At 70.0% G+C, this 17,088-nt stretch carries 16 protein-coding genes; 10 read left to right on the top strand and 6 right to left on the bottom strand.

Annotated elements, in window-relative coordinates:
* Positions 1 to 96 precede the first annotated feature (96 nt).
* Positions 97 to 1,323, top strand: coding sequence for an MFS transporter (locus tag ACQPYK_RS04545; protein WP_433250655.1), 1,227 nt, complete (start codon positions 97 to 99; stop codon positions 1,321 to 1,323).
* Between the two features lie 219 nt (positions 1,324 to 1,542).
* On the opposite strand, the gene ACQPYK_RS04540 is transcribed toward ACQPYK_RS04545, so the two are convergent.
* On the bottom strand, positions 1,543 to 2,736 hold the full coding sequence (locus ACQPYK_RS04540) for a threonine synthase (RefSeq protein ID WP_433250653.1): 1,194 nt from the start codon (positions 2,734 to 2,736) through the stop codon (positions 1,543 to 1,545).
* 78 nt (positions 2,737 to 2,814) lie between these two features.
* On the opposite strand from ACQPYK_RS04540, the gene ACQPYK_RS04535 reads away from it, so the two are divergent.
* The 3 genes from ACQPYK_RS04535 to ACQPYK_RS04525 are packed head-to-tail and all read left to right on the top strand — an operon-like array spanning position 2,815 to position 5,340.
* The gene (locus ACQPYK_RS04535) at positions 2,815 to 3,666 is read left to right on the top strand and encodes an SPFH domain-containing protein (RefSeq protein WP_433250650.1); all 852 of its coding nucleotides are present in this window, start codon (positions 2,815 to 2,817) and stop codon (positions 3,664 to 3,666) included.
* Entirely contained in the window at positions 3,659 to 3,886 is a 228-nt protein-coding gene (locus ACQPYK_RS04530) for a hypothetical protein (protein WP_433250647.1), read from the top strand. The genes ACQPYK_RS04535 and ACQPYK_RS04530 overlap by 8 nt, the downstream gene beginning before the upstream one ends.
* 47 nt (positions 3,887 to 3,933) lie before the next feature.
* Positions 3,934 to 5,340, top strand: coding sequence for an amidase (locus ACQPYK_RS04525; protein ID WP_433250644.1), 1,407 nt, complete (start codon positions 3,934 to 3,936; stop codon positions 5,338 to 5,340).
* 199 nt (positions 5,341 to 5,539) lie between these two features.
* Here ACQPYK_RS04525 and ACQPYK_RS04520 read toward each other — a convergent pair whose 3' ends face one another.
* The 3 genes from ACQPYK_RS04520 to deoC form a co-directional block, all read right to left on the bottom strand.
* Entirely contained in the window at positions 5,540 to 6,421 is an 882-nt protein-coding gene (locus ACQPYK_RS04520; RefSeq protein WP_433250641.1) for an aldehyde dehydrogenase family protein, read from the bottom strand.
* Positions 6,422 to 6,603: 182 nt separating this feature from the next.
* The gene (locus tag ACQPYK_RS04515) at positions 6,604 to 8,028 is read right to left on the bottom strand and encodes an aldehyde dehydrogenase family protein (RefSeq protein ID WP_433250638.1); all 1,425 of its coding nucleotides are present in this window, start codon (positions 8,026 to 8,028) and stop codon (positions 6,604 to 6,606) included.
* Between the two features lie 3 nt (positions 8,029 to 8,031).
* Positions 8,032 to 8,970 (bottom strand): deoxyribose-phosphate aldolase, encoded by a 939-nt coding sequence (deoC, locus tag ACQPYK_RS04510; protein ID WP_433250635.1) that lies wholly within the window; start codon positions 8,968 to 8,970, stop codon positions 8,032 to 8,034.
* A 341-nt stretch (positions 8,971 to 9,311) separates the two neighbouring features.
* Between deoC and ACQPYK_RS04505 the strand changes: the two genes are divergently transcribed.
* Positions 9,312 to 9,473, top strand: coding sequence for a hypothetical protein (locus ACQPYK_RS04505; RefSeq protein ID WP_433250632.1), 162 nt, complete (start codon positions 9,312 to 9,314; stop codon positions 9,471 to 9,473).
* Between the two features lie 131 nt (positions 9,474 to 9,604).
* The gene (locus ACQPYK_RS04500) at positions 9,605 to 12,475 is read left to right on the top strand and encodes an AAA family ATPase (protein ID WP_433250629.1); all 2,871 of its coding nucleotides are present in this window, start codon (positions 9,605 to 9,607) and stop codon (positions 12,473 to 12,475) included.
* Positions 12,476 to 12,743: 268 nt separating this feature from the next.
* Here ACQPYK_RS04500 and ACQPYK_RS04495 read toward each other — a convergent pair whose 3' ends face one another.
* Positions 12,744 to 12,866 (bottom strand): hypothetical protein, encoded by a 123-nt coding sequence (locus ACQPYK_RS04495; protein WP_433250626.1) that lies wholly within the window; start codon positions 12,864 to 12,866, stop codon positions 12,744 to 12,746.
* A 224-nt stretch (positions 12,867 to 13,090) separates the two neighbouring features.
* On the opposite strand from ACQPYK_RS04495, the gene ACQPYK_RS04490 reads away from it, so the two are divergent.
* The 4 genes from ACQPYK_RS04490 to ACQPYK_RS04475 all read left to right on the top strand — a co-directional run bounded on the left by ACQPYK_RS04490 (position 13,091) and on the right by ACQPYK_RS04475 (position 15,535).
* Complete coding sequence (locus tag ACQPYK_RS04490) at positions 13,091 to 13,432, top strand: PadR family transcriptional regulator (protein ID WP_433250623.1); 342 nt, start codon at positions 13,091 to 13,093, stop codon at positions 13,430 to 13,432.
* Positions 13,429 to 14,406 (top strand): hypothetical protein, encoded by a 978-nt coding sequence (locus ACQPYK_RS04485; protein WP_433250620.1) that lies wholly within the window; start codon positions 13,429 to 13,431, stop codon positions 14,404 to 14,406. Before ACQPYK_RS04490 ends, ACQPYK_RS04485 begins: the two co-directional genes overlap by 4 nt.
* Positions 14,407 to 14,486: 80 nt before the next feature.
* A complete protein-coding gene (locus ACQPYK_RS04480) occupies positions 14,487 to 14,894 on the top strand; it encodes a hypothetical protein (protein ID WP_433250617.1) in 408 nt (135 codons plus the stop codon).
* A 65-nt stretch (positions 14,895 to 14,959) separates the two neighbouring features.
* Positions 14,960 to 15,535, top strand: coding sequence for a hypothetical protein (locus ACQPYK_RS04475; protein ID WP_433250614.1), 576 nt, complete (start codon positions 14,960 to 14,962; stop codon positions 15,533 to 15,535).
* Between the two features lie 58 nt (positions 15,536 to 15,593).
* Here ACQPYK_RS04475 and ACQPYK_RS04470 read toward each other — a convergent pair whose 3' ends face one another.
* Positions 15,594 to 17,084 (bottom strand): MFS transporter, encoded by a 1,491-nt coding sequence (locus ACQPYK_RS04470; protein ID WP_433250611.1) that lies wholly within the window; start codon positions 17,082 to 17,084, stop codon positions 15,594 to 15,596.
* Between the last annotated feature and the right edge of the window lie 4 nt (positions 17,085 to 17,088).

Raw genomic sequence — 17,088 nt, 5'->3', positions numbered from 1 at the left:
CACCGGCGGGGGCCTATGAAACAGCCGCTCCGGCATAGCGCGTAGACGCGAAAACGTGTTGCCGCAAATCCCCCCAAAATATATGATTTTGCGCTCGTGATCACAGTGGTGGAGAGGGTCCTGCCCGCCCGGCTGGGGACAGGATTCCGATGGTTGCTGGCGTCGAGCTGGCTGACGAATCTCGGTGACGGGGTCGCGGCCGCCGCAGGCCCGCTGCTGATCGCGACGTTGACCCGCGATCCACTGATGATCTCGCTGTCGGCCCTGGTGGGCTGGGCGCCGCCGCTGCTGTTCGGCCTGTATGCGGGCGTGCTGTCGGATCGGCACGACCGGCGCAGGATCGTGCTCGTCGCGAACGCGGTGCGGGCCCTGGTGCTCGCGACGCTCGTCGCGCTCATGGTGACCGGCACGGTGACCGTGGTGACGGCGCTGGTGGCGCTCACGCTCCGGTCCATCGCCGAGGTGTTCGCCGACAACGCGACGGCCACGCTGACGCCCATGATGGTCGGCAAGGACGATCTCGTCATCGCCAACGCCCGCCTGGGCACGGGATTCATCACGCTCAATCAGCTCGCCGGGCCGCCGATCGGCGCGGCGCTGTTCGGCCTGGGCTTCACCTGGCCGTTCGCGGGCCAGCTGCTCCTGGTGGTGGCGGGGATCGTCCTGGTCTCCCGGCTCACGTTGCCACCGCACGGCCGACAGGGCGCCGACCCCGAGCCCGACACCGTACGAGAACTCATCGCCGGGTTCAGCTGGACCATCCGGCACGCGGCGATCCGCACGCTGGCGCTCACGATCCTGATCTTCAACTTCACGTTCGGCGCGGCCTGGTCGGTTCTCGTCCTCTACACCCGGGAACAGCTCGGCCTCGGCGGCATCGGCTTCGGCCTGATGACCGCCATCGGCGGGATCGGCGGCCTGGTCGGCACCGGCCTGTACGGGGCCATCACCCGCAGGGTGAGCCTCGGCGCCCTGATGCGGATCGGGCTCATCATCGAAACGCTCACCCACCTGGGCCTGGCCCTGACCCATTCGCCGTGGGTCGCCGGGGGCATCTTCCTGCTCTTCGGCGCGCACGCGTTCATCTGGGGCACGACCTCGGTCACCGTCCGCCAGCGCGCGGTCCCGCGCGAGCTGCAGGGCCGGGTGGGCAGCGTCAACACCATCTGCGTCTACGCCGGTCTGGTGGTCGGCTCGTTGATCGGCGGTGTGCTGGCCACCCGCTTCGGTGTCGCGGCGCCGTTCTGGTTCGCCTTCGCCGGCTCCGCGGTGTTCGTGGTGCTGCTGTGGCGGCAGCTCATGCACATCGCCCACGACGACTGAGCCACCACTTCCCGGTTTGATGTATCGGCATCATCGGTCGTAGTCCCTGGTTCCGCCGCAGGCCTGCGCGGGGAGCCTTGAGCACGCGGTTGGCGATGTCCGCCGGCTAAGACGCTCAGTCACGGCATGATCGACAGGCCACACCGGACAGTGTCCACGCGGCCCACCACCGGCTGGTCCGCACCCCGGTGTACGCGAAGGAGGAGGAAAGGCGGCAGGTCACATGCCGTGGGCTCTGAGCACCTCGCGGACGGCGGGCCAGGACGGGTCGAGCGGGACCGTCGGGGTGGCGCCGACGCCCAGGTCCTTGAAGCCGCTGGAGGTGGAGACGCACACCACCGGGCCGTCGAAACGCTCGCCGAGCTTGCGATACCCGGCCAGCGCGGCGGCGCTGGAGAGCTCGTGCCACAGGCCCCGGTGGGCGAGGTCGCGCTGGGCGGTGGCCATCTCCTCGTCGGTGAGCAGTACGGCCCCGCCGCCGCTGTCGCGGACCGCGACGACGCCGCGGTAACCGTTGACCGGGCAGTCGATGGCGTAGGCCAGGCTCTTGCGGACCTCTACCGACACGGCGGGCCGGCCGGTGGCCAGCGCGCGGGCGAGCGGGCCGCCGGCGACCGGTTCGCAGGAGAACATGCGGGGGGTGGCGGAGGTGACGCCGAGGCGGTGGAGCTCGGCGAAGCCCTTCCACACCCCGTAGATCAGCTCGCCGTACCCCGTCGGGACGAAGACGACGGCGGGCACGCCGACCTGGCGGTGGAGCTCGTAGGCGATCGTCTTGTAGCCCTCGGGGCCGAAGCCGTGCCCGGTGTGGGTGACGCTCAGGTTGCTGACCGGGTGGAAGCCCAGCTCGTCCGCGATCCTGCGCATCAGCGGCCAGCGCTCCCCCGCCGGGACCGGCAGCACGACGGCACCGTAGGAGCGGATGAAGTCGCGGATCGCGGGCGGGGAGTCCGCCGAGGCGAGGATGATGCAGGGCAGCCCCGCGCGGGCGGCGTAGGCGGCGGCCGAGGCGCCGTGGTTGCCGGAGGAGGCCGCGACGACTCCCGGGGCTCCCGCGCCGAGCGCCCCGCTGACCGTGCAGCGGTTGAGCCGGTCCTTGTGGCTCCAGGTCGGATTACGGGACTCGTCCTTCAGGAAGACTCCCTCGACCTCGATCAGCGGGGTGCCTCCCTCGCCCAGCGTGGGCGCGTGCAGCGGCGGTAGCAACGGGGCCCAACGGCCCAGGTCAGGGCCGATCTCCTGGTCGAACAGCCCGGCCGGGACCTTGTCGTAGGCATAGTCGACCTCGACCGGGTACGCGATCTCGGGAGTGCTCGTCTCCGGGCAGCCGCGGGTCATCGGGGGCCAGAGCGGATAGGTGATCGAGGGGTCTCCCAGCGACCGCTGTCCCACCGCCAGCGAATCTTCGTTCATGCCTCCGAATCGTATTGCTCGCCGCCACCCGCGATGAGCTATCGTAGTGATATCACTTCGATAGCAGAGGCGGATTTCATGGAACGTCGTGCCTTCCGGATGAACGGATTCGCCGTCCTGGTCGGGCTCCTGGCCCTCGGGATCGTCATGGCCGCGGCCGCAGCGGCGGGTGGCACACCATTCCTGGTCGCCGCCGCGGCCGTGTGGGGATTGATCACGGTCGTGACGGCCACCGGGTTCGTGGTGGTCAACCCGAACGAGGCGAAGGTCGTGCAGTTCCTCGGCCGTTACGTCGGCTCGGTGAGCGACGCGGGCCTGCTGTGGGTGCTACCGTTCACCACCAAGCGGCGGATCACACTCCGGGTGCGCAACTTCGAGACGGCGAAGCTCAAGGTGAACGACGCCGACGGCAACCCCGTGGAGATCGCGGCTGTCGTCGTCTACAAGGTGATCGACACCGCCACGGCCGCCTTCTCCGTCGACGACTACGAGGAGTACGTGGCGATCCAGTCCGAGGCCGCCGTCCGGCACCTGGCCACCAGCCACCCCTACGACGCCCACGAAGAGGGGCGCACCAGCCTGCGCGACGGCGCCGAGGTGGCCGCCGAGCTCACCGCGGAACTGAGCGACCGCACCCGCCTGGCCGGGGTGGAGGTGCTGGAGGCCCGGATCACCCACCTCGCCTACGCGCCGGAGATCGCCCAGGCCATGTTGGTGCGCCAGCAGGCCACCCAGGTCGTCGCGGCACGCACCCAGATCGTCGCGGGCGCGGTGGGCATGGTCCAGCTCGCGCTGACGAGGCTGGCCGAGGAGGGCGTCGTGGAGCTCGACGAGGAGCGCAAGGCGCAGATGGTGTCCAACCTCCTGGTCGTCCTGTGCGGCGACCGGGCGACGCAGCCGGTGGTCAACACCGGCAGTCTGTATGGCTGAGCGCAAGAAGATCCTGCTCAGGCTCGATCCGGCCGTCTACGAGGCGATCGCCAAGTGGGCGGCCGACGACCTGCGCAGCATCAACGCCCAGCTCGAATACGCCCTGCGCCTGGCTCTGCGGGGGGCGGGCCGCGACGTCAGACGGGCCGAGCGGGAGAAGGCTCAGGGAGACGATACAGAGCGGGATAACGCCGGTGAGCCGGACAAGTCACCTGATTGAGACATGAGAAGCTTCCGCTGGCGCATTCGCCGGACCACACTCGGTTCATGTCGTGGGTGGGAAAGTCCGCAGTGGAGATCGCGGAGGCCGTGCGACGGGGGAAGACCACCGCGCCGGAGGTCGTCGAGGACCACCTCCAGATGATCGCCAAGTACGACGGGCGCATCGGGGCGTTCCGCAAGGTCCGGGCCGAGCGGGCGCTCGCCGAGGCGCGAGCCGTACAGGAACGGGACGACCTGGCCACACTGCCGCTCGCCGGGGTCCCGGTCGCGATCAAGGACAACGTCCCGATCCGGGGCGAGGCGACGCGCAACGGGTCGGCGGCCACGCCGAACACCGCCGCGGCCGAGGACCACCCGGTGGTGGCCAAGCTCAGGGCGGCGGGCGCGGTGGTCGTGGGGATCACCAACGTGCCGGAGCTGTCCCTGGCGGGATTCTCCGACAGCGTCTACGGGGTGACCCGCAATCCCTGGGACCTCAAACGTACCCCCGGCGGATCGTCGAGCGGCAGCGCGGCGGCGGTGTCCGCCGGGATGGTCCCGCTGGCCCACGGCACCGACGGGCTCGGCTCGCTGCGCATCCCGGCCGCCTGCTGCGGGCTCGTCTCGATCAAGCCGGGCCAGGAGGTGGTCCCGGCGCCCGTGAACGACTGGCACGGGATGTCGGAGAACGGCCCGATGGCCACGACCGTGGCCGACCTCGCCCTGGCACTGGCGGTGATGGCCGGTGACATGTCCCTGGCGACGCCCGATGAGAGCGAGTCCCTCGAAATCGGCAGCGCCATCGACGACTACCCCGGCGGCCTCACCCCGGCGGAGCCGCTGACGCTGCGGATCGCGGTGGCCCCGACGCCGCTGCCGCCGGGGCTGGCGGTGGACGCCGAGTTCCAGAAAGCGGTGATCGAGGCGGCCGACATGCTCGGCGCCGCGGGGCACACCGTGGTCGAGCACGACGCGCGGATGCCCGGCTGGCTCGGCTCCGCCACGATCACCGCCTGGCTCGCGTGCGCCGGAGAGGACGTCGCGGGGCTCGACCCGCGCAGGCTGGAGCGCCGCACCAGATCGCTCGCGAGGGCGGGACGGCTGCTGGCCAGGATCGGGATGGACGGCGCGGCCGGCCGTGACCGCTGGCGCGCCTACGGAGCCGACCAGTGGCTCGGCAACGCCGACGTGCTCATCACCCCGACGCTGGCCGCCGTTCCCCCACCCGCAGGGCGCTGGGGACGCCGCGGGCTGCTGGCCAACGTGCGCACCAACGTCACCTACGCCCCCGCCACCGGGGTCTGGAACATGGCCGGCTGGCCCGCCATGACCGTCCCGTACGGCTGGCATTCCACCGGGATGCCCATCGGCGTCCAGCTCGTCGCCGCTCCGGGCGGCGAGTCCCAGCTCCTGGCTCTGGCGGCCCAGCTGGAGAACGCTCACCCCTGGCTCCGCCACGCCCCACTCGACTGACGGCCCTGCTCACCGACTCCGCTCACCGGCTTGGTCGACCGGCTCCGCTCACCGACTCCGCTCACCGGCCCGGTCGGCCGGCCCTGTTCACCAGCTCGATCGGCCGACTCCGCTCACTGACTCCGCTCACCGGCCCGGTCGGCGGCCACCGGGGGTTCCGGGATGGCGGGTCGCCCTCTCCCGGAACCCGTGGGACGGGTCAGACGCCGGTGGGATGCCAGACGGTCTTGGTCTCCAGGAAGGCCGTCAGCCGCCGGGTGCCGGGGTCGGCCGACCAGTCGGTCACCGCGGGGCGCAGGACGCGCTTGAGGTTCTCCGCGGCCGCCTCTTCGCATGCGATCGCCAGGTCGGGGTCGGCGACGCCGGTGAGGTCGACGGCGTTGACGTCCATGTGCGCGGCCAGCCAGGGAGCGATCTCCTTGACCGATCCGGTGAGGATGTTGACCACGCCGCCGGGCAGGTCGGAGGTGGCGAGCACCTCGGCCAGGGTGATGGAGGGCAGCGGGGCCCGCTCACTGGCGATCACCACACAGGTGTTGCCCGTGACGATCACCGGGGCGATCACCGAGACGAGCCCGAGCAGGGGCTCGTCCGGGGCCACCACCGCGACCACGCCGGTCGGCTCCGGCGAGGAGATGTTGAAGTACGGCCCGGCGACCGGGTTGGCGGACCCGGCCACCGCTGCGATCTTGTCGGCCCAGCCGGCGTACCAGACCAACCGGTCGACGGCCGCGTCCACGACGGCTCCGGCCTTCGCGGTTCCGGCCTCGGTCAGCTCGGCGACGAACTGCGCCCGGCGGCTCTCCAGCATCTCGGCGATCCGGTAGAGGATCTGTCCCCGGTTGTACGGCGTCGCGGCGGACCAGCCTCCGAAGGCCTTGCGCGCGGCGGAGACCGCGTCGCGGGCGTCCTTGCGGGACGCCTTGGACGCGTTGGCCAGGAAGTCGCCCTTGGAGGAGGTCACGACATAGGACCTTCCGCTCTCCGAACGCGGGAACGCCCCGCCGATGTACAGCTTGTAGGTCTTGCGTACGGCCAGCCGTACGGGCTCGCGACCACTCGGCCGCTCCGCCTTACTCATCTCCCCGCCCTCTCCACGTGCTCTCCTGCTGCGCCAGCCGTGCCGGCACGAAGATCTGGCCACAGCGGCTCACCCCGCACCGGTGGGCGAACCAGCCCCGCAGCACCGGACGACCGGCACGGGCGAAGTCATGGCCCCGGGTGCTCTGGGCGCGGCGAACGCGGCGCTTGGTCCTGCGATGGTCACACATCGAGATACGCCTCCAACCCGTGGCGTCCGCCCTCTCTGCCGTATCCGGACTCCTTGTAGCCGCCGAACGGGGAGGTGGGGTCGAACTTGTTGAAGGTGTTGGCCCAGACGACGCCCGCGCGGAGCTTGTCGGCCATCCATAGGATGCGTGACCCCTTCTCGGTCCACACACCCGCCGACAGGCCGAACGGGGTGTTGTTCGCCTTCTCCACCGCTTCGGCCGGGGTGCGGAAGGTCAGCACCGACAGGACCGGGCCGAAGACCTCCTCGCGGGCGATCCGGTGCGACTGGGCGACGCCGGTGAAGATGGTCGGCGGGAACCAGAAACCCCGGTCGGGCAGCGAGCACACCGGGGACCAGCGTTCGGCGCCCTCCTGCTCACCGAGGTCGGACAGCTCGCGGATCTTGGCCAGCTGGGCGGCGGAGTTGATCGCCCCGATGTCGGTGTTCTTGTCCAGCGGGTCGCCCAGACGGAGCGTGCCGAGCCGGCGCTTCAGCGCGTCGAGCAGCTCCGTCGCGATCGACTCCTGGACCAGCAGCCGGGAGCCCGCGCAGCAGACGTGCCCCTGGTTGAAGAAGATCCCGTTGACGATGCCCTCGACGGCCTGGTCGAGCGCGGCGTCGTCGAACACGATGTTGGCGGCCTTGCCGCCGAGCTCCAGGGTGACCTTCTTGCCCGTTCCCGCGACGGAGCGGGCGATCAGGCGGCCGACCTCGGTGGAGCCGGTGAAGGCGACCTTGTTCACGTCCGGGTGGTTGACCAGGGCCGCGCCGGTCTCGCCCGCGCCGGTCACGATGTTGACCACACCGGGCGGCAGGTCGGCCTGCCGGCAGATCTCCGCGAACAGCAGGGCGGTCAGCGGGGTGGTCTCGGCCGGCTTGAGAACGACCGTGTTGCCGGTGGCCAGCGCGGGAGCGATCTTCCAGGCGAGCATGAGCAGCGGGAAGTTCCACGGGATGACCTGGCCGGCGACGCCGAGCGGCCGGGGGTTCGCGCCGTATCCGGCGTGGTCGAGCTTGTCGGCCCAGCCCGCGTAGTAGAAGAAGTGCGCCGCGACCAGCGGCAGGTCCACGTCACGGGACTCGCGGATCGGCTTTCCGTTGTCCAGGGTCTCCAGCACGGCCAGCTCGCGTGAACGCTCCTGGATGATGCGGGCGATCCGGAAGAGGTATTTCGCCCGCTCGGAGCCGGGCATCGCCGACCAGGTGCCGAACGCCTCGCGCGCGGCCCGGACGGCCCGGTCCACGTCCTCTTCGGAGGCGACGGCCACCTCGGCCAGGACCTCCTCGGACGCGGGATTGATCGTTTTGAGGGACGTGGCCGTCCCGTCGGCGAACTCGCCGCCGATGAACAGGCCGTAGGACGGCTTGATGTCGACGACGTCGCGGGACTCGGGGGCCGGTGCGTATTCGAACATCGATCAGTCCAAGGTGAAGTAGTCGGGACCCGCGTACCGGCCGGTGGCCATCTTCTGACGCTGCATCAGCAGGTCGTTGAGCAGGGTGGAGGCGCCGAGGCGGAACCAGTCGGGGGTCAGCCAGCCCTCGCCGACGGTCTCGTTGACCAGGACGAGCATCTTGATGGCGTCCTTGGTGGTCCTGATGCCGCCCGCGGGCTTCACGCCGACCTTGCGTCCGGTCGCCGCGAGGAAGTCACGGACCGCCTCCAGCATGACCAGCGTCACCGGGAGGGTCGCGGCGGGCTGCACCTTGCCCGTGGAGGTCTTGATGAAGTCGCCCCCGGCCAGCATGGCCAGCCAGGAGGCACGCCGTACGTTGTCGTAGGTCGACAGTTCGCCGGTCTCCAGGATCACCTTCAGGTGCGCGTCGCCGCAGGCGGCCTTGATCGCGGCGATCTCCTCGAAGACCTTCGTGTAGTCGCCCGCGAGGAACGCGCCCCGATCGATCACCATGTCGATCTCGTCGGCTCCGGCCGCCACCGCGAACGCGGTGTCGGCGACCTTGACATCCAGGGAGGAACGCCCGCTGGGGAAGGCCGTCGCGACGCTGGCCACCTTCACACCGGAGCCGCCGAGCGCGTCGACGGCCTGGGCCACCAGATCGGGGTAGACGCAGACCGCGGCCACCTTGGGCACGGTCGGGTCGCTCGGGTCGGGACGGACCGCCTTGGCGCACATCGCGCGGACCTTGCCCGGCGTGTCGGCGCCCTCAAGGGTCGTCAGGTCCACCATACGTATCGCGAGGTCGATGGCCTCTGCCTTGGCCGTCGTCTTGATGGATCGGGTGCCGAGCGTCGCAGCCCGCTGGTCGGCGCCCACACGGTCGACACCGGGCAGGCCGTGCAGGAAAGCCCGCAGCGTGACGTTGGACGCGGCCACGTCGGCGAGCGAAGTAGTCATAGTTGACACCTCTCCAGAATGCCGACTGGTGTGATTACTTCCAAACTGGACGCTGCCCAGTCCCGTCACTCGTTTTCGTCAACATTCGCCGAGTTCAGCGACGGGGGCGGGCGCCACGGCCCGAAGAGGCGGAACACCGCGGCGGAACGGGGCGGAAACGAGGGCCGGGCGTCGCGACCGGTCGTCCCGAAACGAGCGGTAAGGCGGCCGGCCGGCACGGCCTAGGTAGTCCGGGATCGTGGAGTGCCGGTAGATAAGGCATCTGTCCGATGTGGGGGTAGGCACCTTAGGACGAACCTTGAGTGTGTAAGGAAACCGCACCACTCAAGGAGGAACCCGAAATGGGTCCCGAGCTTCACTACCAGATGATCATCAGCCGCACCGCCGAGCTCCGCACGGAGGCGGCCGACCACCGCCGCGTCCGTCAGGTGGAGGCGGCCAAGAAGGAGCGCTCCGAGGGCGGCCTCCGCCGGAGCCTCTTCGGCAAGTTCAGCGCGGCATGACCCTGTCACGAGAGCCCGGCCGTCTCCTCCCGTCCGGCCGGGCCTCTCAGGCTCCGTAGCCCTTTCTCTCCGGCCTCCGCACCCCTTTCGCTGAACGATAAATAGGGCGATAGCTACGCATAAGGCATGACATGCTGGACGACATGATGGGTCGGGCGGTAAGCCCCGTCTTCGTAGGACGGGAGGCGGAGCTCGCAGGCCTGACCGAGGCCTTCGAGCAGGCACGCGGCAACGCGGCCGCGGCCGTCCTGCTCGGCGGCGAGGCGGGGGTCGGCAAGACCCGGCTGATCGGATGCTTCTCCGAGCAGGCCGCCCGGGAGGGCGCGCACGTCCTCATCGGCGGCTGCGTGGAACTGTCCACCGAAGGTCTCGCCTACGCGCCGTTCACCGCGGCGATCCGCCAGCTCGTCCGCGAGTACGGCGCCGAAGAGGTCGCGGCCCTGCTGCCCGACGGCGCGGCACGTGACCTGGCCCGGCTACTGCCGGAGTTCGGCGAACCCAGCGGCGACGTGGAGAGCGACACCGCCCGCGCGCGGCTCTTCGAACAGATCCTCAACCTGCTGGAACGCCTGGCCGAGCGCCGCCCGGTGATCCTGGTCATCGAGGACATCCACTGGGCCGACCGCTCCAGCCGCGACCTGATCGCCTTCCTCAGCCGGAACCTGCGCTCCGCGCCGGTGCTGATGATCCTCACCTACCGCTCCGACGACCTGCACCGCCAGCACCCGCTCCGGCCGGTGCTCGCCGAGCTCAACCGGGTGGACGGGGTCCTCCGGCTGGACCTGCCCCGGCTCACCCGGGACGAGGTGGCCGCCCAGATGGCCGGCATCCTCGGCACGGTCCCCGAGTTCGCCAGGGTCGGCAAGATCTTCCAGCGCAGCGAGGGCATCCCCCTCTTCGTCGAGGCGCTGGTCGAGTCCGGCGGCGACTACTCCTTCCCCGACTCCCTGCACGACCTGATCATCGGCTCCGTCGAACAGCTCCCCGACGAGACCCAGCGGATGCTGCGCATCGCCGCCGCCGGCGGGATCCGGGTGGGCCACGCGCTGCTCGCCGCGGTCAGCGGCCTGTCCGACGTGGATCTGGAGGACGCGCTGCGGCCCGCCGTCGCGGCCAACGTGCTGCAGGTCGCCGACGGACGCGCCTACGTCTTCCGGCACTCGCTGATCCGCGAGGCCGTACACGAGGAGCTCCTGCCCGGCGAGCACGTGCGGATGCACGCCCGCTTCGCCGAGGAGATCGGCAGAGACCGCACGCTGGTCCCGCCCGGCCGGGCCGCCATCGAGATCGCCCACCACTGGTACTCCGCCCGCGACGACCTCTGGGCCCTCATCTCCGCCTGGGAGGCCGCGGGCAAGGCCGCCAAGACCTTCGCCTACAACGAGAAGCTCCAGTTGCTGGAACGGGTGCTCACCCTGTGGAGCAAGGTCCCCGACGCCGCGGAACGGATCGGTGTGGACCACACCACGGTCCTGGAGCAGGCCTCGGAGGCGGCGCACGCCTGCGGCGAGATCGAGCGGGGCACCAGGTTCGTCAAGGCCGCCCTGGACGAGCTCGACGAGCGGACCGAACCCGGGCGGGTGGCCGAGCTCGTCGTCCGCCGGGCGCAGTTCAAGATGTCCAAGCGCAAGCCCGGGGCCCTCGACGACCTGCGCTACGCCGAACGGCTCGTCCCCGGACCGGAGCCGGAGCGCGCCTCCGTGCTGTCCAAGCTGGGCTCCTTTCTGATGTTCAGCGGCGAGGTGGCCGAGGGAACCGCCCTCACCGAGGAGGCCTTGGAGATCGCCCGCCGGCACGGCGACGAGTATCTTGAGGCCGACCTGCTGCTCAACCTCTCCGTGGGCTGCTCGATCGCCGGAGACCTCGACACCACCATCACCCTCAACTCCACCGCCCAGGCGATCGGCGAGCGCGTCGGCTCCGGCCGCATCGTGCTGCGCGCCATCGCCAACAACGTCGACGCGCTCAACAACATGGGCCGCTCGGCCGAGGCGATCGAGCTGGCGCTCGAAGGCGAGCGGCTGGCCAGGAAGTACGGCCGCTACCGCATCTCGGGCACGTTCATGGCCAACAACCGCGCGGAGGCGCTGGAGGCGCTGGGCCGGTTCGCCGAGGCGGCCGAGGTCGTCGAGCAGGCGCTCACCATGGAACCGACCCTGCGAACCCGGCACCACCTGCGCCGGGTTCGCGCGGACGCGGCGGTCGCGCGCGGCGAGACGGACGTGGTCAGATCCGTCCTGAACGAGGTGGAGGCCTTCAGCATCCAGGAGGAGTTCACCCAGGAGCTGACGACCAACGCGCGGCTCAAAATGGGCCTGCACCTGCTGAGCGGCGAGCCGCTGACCGCGCTGGGGGTGGGCGAGGAGGTCGTCCGTACCGCGCGGATCATGAGCAAGCCCATGCTGGGCTGGCGGATGCTCGCCCTGCTTTCGGCGGTCTGCGAGGCCGCCGAGACGATCGCCCCCCAGCGAGCGGCGACGCTGCGGGCCCAGATCGAGGAGGCCGGGGCCGCGATGTCGGTGGACAGCCCGGTGGCGGAGGCCTACCGCCTCGGCCTCGGCCGCGACCACGATGCCGCGGCCACCGCGTGGGAGCGGCTGGGCCGCCCCTTCCAGCGCGCCAAGTCGCTGCTGTTCGCGGCGCGGGCGGCGGCCGGCACGGGCGACCGCGAGGGCGTGGCCGTACGGCTGCGCACGGCCTACCCGCTCGCCGTCGCGCTGGAGGTCCCCCCTCTGATCACCGAGATCGAGTCGCTGGCCCGCAGGGTCGGGGTGGCACTGACGCAGGAGGCGGCCCCGAACGCCGACCCTCTGCTGACCCCGCGCGAGCAGGAGGTGCTCCGGCTGGTCGCCCAGGGGCGGTCGAACCGCGACATCGCCGCCGAGCTGTTCATCTCGGCCAAGACCGTAAGCGTCCACGTCTCCAACATCCTGGGCAAGCTCGGGGTCTCCACCCGGGGCGAGGCCGCCGCGGCCGCCCACCGTCTCGCCCTGATCGGCTGACCTGCCACATCATTGACCGGATCAGGTCCGGGGGCGGTGACGGGCAGGCGAACCAGACGACGTTGCCCGCCGCGTCGCGGCAGGCACCCCGGCCGGTGGCGATGAGGCCGACCAGGAGCAGGCCACGTCCGCCGTCACTGTCGGCGTCGGCGGCACGGACGAAGGGCACGCTGGTGGCCGAACCGTCATCGATGACCTCGACATGAACGAGACCGCCGCCCAAGCCCAGACACACCATGAGCGATCCGAAGGCAACTGAACCCTGCGGTCAGTCGCGGGAGCGACGCCGGATGATCGCATCGCTGATCTGCTGTGCCGCATACAGTTCGGGCGCCACCCACTGCAGGGTCGCGTCGCCTGGATCCCCAGGCTCGGCGATCGCCTGCGGCAACGGTTCCTCATCCCTGCCCGGCACCCAGGTCCCCGGCTCCGGCCGCTCAGGCAGACGCTGGAATCGACCGGTCGACTTCCCATCGCTCGTCATGATCCGTTAAACGCTGTCCACCTTTGCGGGGTTCCCGAACCCCGATGACGCTGCTACACGGCTTCGCCGAGGGCATTAGAGTCAGCTTCTACACCCTTCCGATATACCGACTGTCGGTATATAAAGATCCTGTGTCTAAGTTACGTTCCCTGCAGGAGCCTTCGTTCCTCATCCTGACCTCCCTGGCACACGAGACCCAGCATGGCTACGGCATCATCACCGACGTCGAGCGCATCTCCCACGGTGAGATCCGGCTGAGGGCCGGCACCCTGTACGCCGCCCTGGACCGGCTGCAGGCCGAAGGGTTGATCGCCGAAGACCGGGAGGAGATTGTCGACGGGCGGCTTCGCCGCTACTACCGGCTCACCGAGGAAGGCGGCCGACGCCTGGCCGCGGAGGCGGCGCGGCTGCAGCGCAACGCCCGAACGGCGGTCACCCGGCTGCGTACCCACCAGGTCGGAGGGACCGCGTGAGCGACCTGGAACGCCACTATCGCCGGCTTCTCCGCCTCTACCCTCGCGATCACCGAGCCAGGCACGAGGAGGAGATGCTCGGCGTGCTCATGGCGGCGGCGAAACCCGGCCGCCGCCACCCGCATCCGCAAGACGTGGCCGACCTGATCAGTGGAGCGGCCGCCATTCGCTTACGCCGGCCCATCAGTCCGCAGTCTCTGATGTGGTGGCGCGATGCGGCCCGCGTCGCCGCCGCCCTCGGACCGCTGGTACTGCTGATCCAGCAGTTCCCCGAGGCTGTCCGAGACATTGGGAGGTATATCCAGCGAGGACCGGAGCCAGGGGTGCTATCGACGGGCACCGTCGTCGAGCAGACACTCGGGCTACTGGTCTACGTCGTGGTCACAGTGCTCGCCTGGCATGATTACAGGCGGATCCCGGCCGGCCTGGCTTGGACATGGACCATCTGGCTCGGCTCGGACATGATCATCCCGAGTTCGTACACCTGGAGTTCCAGTCAGCTTCTCCCTCTTGGGCTGCTCCTACTTTCGTACGCGACCGTGGCCGTGCTGCTAACGGGAACCGCCCATCCACGGCGCGGAGTGCAACTGGTCGGCCGGCGCAGAATCCTGATCTGGTTCGCCGTCGTTCTGGGGGCCACCACAGTCATACGGCTGTGGCCAGCCACGGGAGCGGCACAGCTGTTGTGGGAGTTGGTTCCGCTCGGTCTGACGGCGATCGCCTGCGGGATGGCCGCACGATCCCCACTGGGGCGCAGGAGCATCGTGCTGCTCGCTCCTGTTTTCCTCCCTGTTGCACTGATGGGCGTCCTCTTTAAAGCGATGTGGTCGTGGTTGGCGGAGTCATCCAGTACCGGCGTCACGCAGGCGATCGTCGTGGTGTGTGCAGCCCTGGCCGTCTTTGGGATCACCGTCCACCTCGCGGGCCGACGCCAGGCCGCCAGTGCACCGCCACGCGAAGCGGCTCAACCATGACGAAATCGCGTTCGCGCGCGATTGTGGGATAGTTCGCCGGCCTGTCGCTGCTGGCGGCAGACGCTACTGTCGCCGAGCAGATGGCCTCTCGCGGCGATGGAGTGGACAAGAGCACCTGGTGGGACCGGCACGAGCTGATGTTCGGACATCATCACAGGTCCCGCGCCGGGCAATCCCCCGGAGATGAAGTCGTCCGCTTCCCCGACGGGTCCAAGGCGACGACCGTGGACGACAGAGCGGACTTCGACGAGTGGCCACCGCCGCGTCCGGAGGGCCCGATCCTCAGGCGGAACGGCGGAGGCGGCGGATCGGGAGACGACCGTTTCGTCTCCAGCAGTTGGAGCCTGTGGCTGTGGCCCCTGCCACCGCCCGAGCCGTTCGAGTTCGCGGTCGAATGGCCCCTCTACGAGGTGCCGCTGACGTTCACCGAACTCGACGGCGCGGCCATCGCCGCCGCCGCCGGCCGCGCGCAGCCGTACTGGCCCTGACCTTCCCCTCGGCCGGACCGGGGACGTGCTCCGGATATGTCACCGGTGGCCGTCAGGGTGCCCGCGTGATCATGAACAACGATCCCTCATATGTCATGTTCTTCAGGGACGCCGCCGGTCCTGTGGACCAGTTCGTGACCAGGATCGGCGGCGGTCCCGACTGGGTCGGGGATGCGCAGTGGCCGCTCTGCGCCAGATGGGACAACCCGATGGCGTTCGTCGGGCAGTTCCGGCTGCCGGGGGATGAGCTTCGCATGGCCTACCTGTTCATGTGCGGCGACTGCGAGGAGACCTGGGAGCCCGAGGCGGGCAAGAACGCGTTGATCATCCAGCCCGGCCGGGTTCCGTCGTTCATCACGACGATGGTTCCTCTTTGGGTACCGTCGACGGGCGGCGGGGCGCTGATCGACCTGGAACCCGCCGGTCCCGGTGACCTGGACGGCTTTGAGTCCAGGATGTATGGATCACCGGCCTGGCTGCGGGATGAGGAGTATCCACCGGGTGGCCCCTGGTCGTTCCTCTTCCAGCTGGACTCGTTCAGCGAGGAGTACAGCCCTCTGGACTTCGGTGACGGTGGTGTGGGCTACGGGTTCATCAGCGGCGACGAACAGGAAGGCCGCTTCCTGTGGCAGTCCGTCTGAGACGGGCGGCCGGCCGTGTTCCCCGAGATGCCTTCACCACACATTCGCGTGAATGCCTTCACGGACACTCCGGCACACCCTCGCCGGCGTGCTCTCCCCGGTGTGCGAGAGATACGGGACCGCTTGTCCCGGTCGGCCGCAGGACCACGAGCGTGACGACCGCCAGGGCCAGGAAGATCAGCGCGCCGACCGCGGCGACCGCGTGCAGGCCGTCGGTGAAGGCCGCACGGACCGCGTCGAGGTCCACGGCCGCGGCGACCGCGGCGGCGACGGAGTCGGCGTCGACGCCCGGCGGGAGCGCCCCGCGGAAGACGGCGGTGCCGAGGCTGCCCAGCGCGGCGATGCCCATGGCGACGCCGAACTCACCGCTGGTCTCCGACAGCGAAGCGGCCGATCCCGCCTTCTCCACCGGCGCGGCGGTCATGACGATGCCGTTGCCGAGCCCCATGGGCAGCGCGATTCCCGCCGAAGCCAGCACCAGCCCGGCCACCAGCGGCGCGATCCCATCGGCCGAGGGCACCTGGGTGTGCAGGACCAGGCCGACGGCGGCGATCACGAGTCCGGCGGCCATCACGTAGGCGGGAGCGACCCGACGGGCCAGCGCGGGACCCGCCGACAGGGCCACGATCATCACCAGGTTCTGCGGCAGCAGCCACAGGCCTGCGGCGAGCGGGGACAGCCCGGAGACCGACTGCAGATACGTCGTGGACATCAGCGTGGTGCCCGCCATCACGATGCCGCCGAGCAACAGGATCGCCAGCGTCGCGGTGAAGACCCTGTCGGCGAACAACCGCAGGTCGAGCAGCGGGTCGGCGAGTCGGCCCTGACGGCGGACGAAGGCCACGCCCACGGCCAGGCCGACGACAACGGCGGCGAGGGGCAGCGGGTGCCAGCCGTTCCTGGCGACCTCCTTGAGCCCGTAGATGACCGGCAGGATCGTGCCCAGGGACAGTGCGACGCTGGTCGGGTCCAGCCGTCCGGCCGACGGGTCGCGGTACTCGGGCAGCAGCACGGGACCCGCCACCAGCACGACCACCATGAACGGCACGCCCAGCAGGAACGCCGAACCCCACCAGAAGTGCTCCAGCAGCAGCCCGCCGACCAACGGGCCGATGGCCATGCCGACCATGAAGCAACCGAACCAGATCCCGATGGCCGCCCCCACCTGCTTGGGATCGCCGAACATGGTGCGGATCAACGCCATCGAGGACGGCATCAGTGTGGCGCCCGCGACGCCGAGCAGCGCCCTGGCCACGATCAGCATCTCCGCGCTGGTGGAGAAGGCGGCCACCACCGACAGCACGCCGAACGCGGCGGCGCCGACGAGCAGGAGCCTGCGCCTGCCGATCCGGTCGCCCAGCGTGCCCATGGTCACCAGAAACCCGGCGAGCATGAACGAGTAGATGTCCATGATCCACAGTTGTTGCGGCGCGGAGGCGCCGAGCGAGGTGCTCAGTCGCGGCAGCGCGAGGTAGAGGACGCTGACGTCGATGGACAGCAGCAGGGCGATGGAGGCGAGGACGCCGAGTCCGAGCCGGTTTCTTGTCATGGCC

The organism is Streptosporangium sp. CA-135522, from assembly GCF_050949235.1.
Classification (GTDB): Bacteria; Actinomycetota; Actinomycetes; order Streptosporangiales; family Streptosporangiaceae; genus Streptosporangium.
The sequence above is the reverse complement of the archived record's forward strand: the minus strand, read 5'-3'. Positions and strand labels throughout refer to the sequence as shown.

Coding starts and splice junctions, on each gene's coding strand:
- ACQPYK_RS04540 (WP_433250653.1), bottom strand. CDS start 2,736: ATGAACGAAGATTCGCTGGCGGTGGGACAGCGGTCGCTGGGAGACCCC.
- ACQPYK_RS04535 (WP_433250650.1), top strand. CDS start 2,815: ATGGAACGTCGTGCCTTCCGGATGAACGGATTCGCCGTCCTGGTCGGG.
- ACQPYK_RS04530 (WP_433250647.1), top strand. CDS start 3,659: ATGGCTGAGCGCAAGAAGATCCTGCTCAGGCTCGATCCGGCCGTCTAC.
- ACQPYK_RS04525 (WP_433250644.1), top strand. CDS start 3,934: ATGTCGTGGGTGGGAAAGTCCGCAGTGGAGATCGCGGAGGCCGTGCGA.
- ACQPYK_RS04520 (WP_433250641.1), bottom strand. CDS start 6,421: ATGAGTAAGGCGGAGCGGCCGAGTGGTCGCGAGCCCGTACGGCTGGCC.
- ACQPYK_RS04515 (WP_433250638.1), bottom strand. CDS start 8,028: ATGTTCGAATACGCACCGGCCCCCGAGTCCCGCGACGTCGTCGACATC.
- deoC (WP_433250635.1), bottom strand. CDS start 8,970: ATGACTACTTCGCTCGCCGACGTGGCCGCGTCCAACGTCACGCTGCGG.
- ACQPYK_RS04505 (WP_433250632.1), top strand. CDS start 9,312: ATGGGTCCCGAGCTTCACTACCAGATGATCATCAGCCGCACCGCCGAG.
- ACQPYK_RS04500 (WP_433250629.1), top strand. CDS start 9,605: ATGCTGGACGACATGATGGGTCGGGCGGTAAGCCCCGTCTTCGTAGGA.
- ACQPYK_RS04480 (WP_433250617.1), top strand. CDS start 14,487: ATGGCCTCTCGCGGCGATGGAGTGGACAAGAGCACCTGGTGGGACCGG.
- ACQPYK_RS04470 (WP_433250611.1), bottom strand. CDS start 17,084: ATGACAAGAAACCGGCTCGGACTCGGCGTCCTCGCCTCCATCGCCCTG.